A 636-nucleotide genomic window follows, 5' to 3' on the forward strand; every position below is an offset into this window, starting at 1 on the left:
TTTCAGAAATCAACTGTCGGACTCCAAATCAACTGTCGGACTCCATCGGACAACTTTTGCCCAAATAAAAGCGGCGCGTCAAAGACGCGCCGCTTGTTAACCCATGAATTGCTGCGTTACGCAGCAATCAGGTTTTAGCCCCGGCAAGAACCTGGGAGGTATTTCGTAGGCATTGCGGTACCCGTCGATCCGGGGCCACACACCCACTTGAAGATGGTTGCGCCAACATCGGTGCTCGTCAACGTAGCGGTGGAATCCTTGAACGGAACCAGTTGAACTGTTTTATTAGCAGCGTCCTTCAGGTCAGGCGCATTGGTCGCATCCATCGTGAGAACAGTGATTTTACCGACAGCATCCGTTACGATGGACCAGACATATTTCGAAGGCGCGCTTGCAGCCGTACCGGCGCCGCTGGCGTTCTTTTCACAGCCCCAGTTATTGGCGATCGGCAGAACCGTACTGGCAGCAGATTGAACAGTTTCCGTGATGCTGGTACGGCACTGTGATGCAGCCAGAATCACTTCAGACACTTTCGCACGAATGGTGTAGTCCTGATAGGCAGGCAGAGCCACCGCAGCCAGGATACCGATAATCGCCACGACGATCATCAATTCGATCAGGGTAAAACCCCGTTGG

Annotated in this window: 1 protein-coding gene; it reads right to left on the reverse strand. The window is 53.3% G+C overall.

Features of this window, described 5'->3' with window-relative positions; genetic code table 11:
• Window positions 1-134: 134 nt before the first annotated feature.
• A partial coding sequence (locus tag AC1DVV_RS22920) for a pilin (protein WP_477707268.1) occupies window positions 135-636 on the reverse strand: 502 nt, incomplete at its 5' end.

The organism is Polaromonas sp. P3_B4 (genome assembly GCF_056402835.1).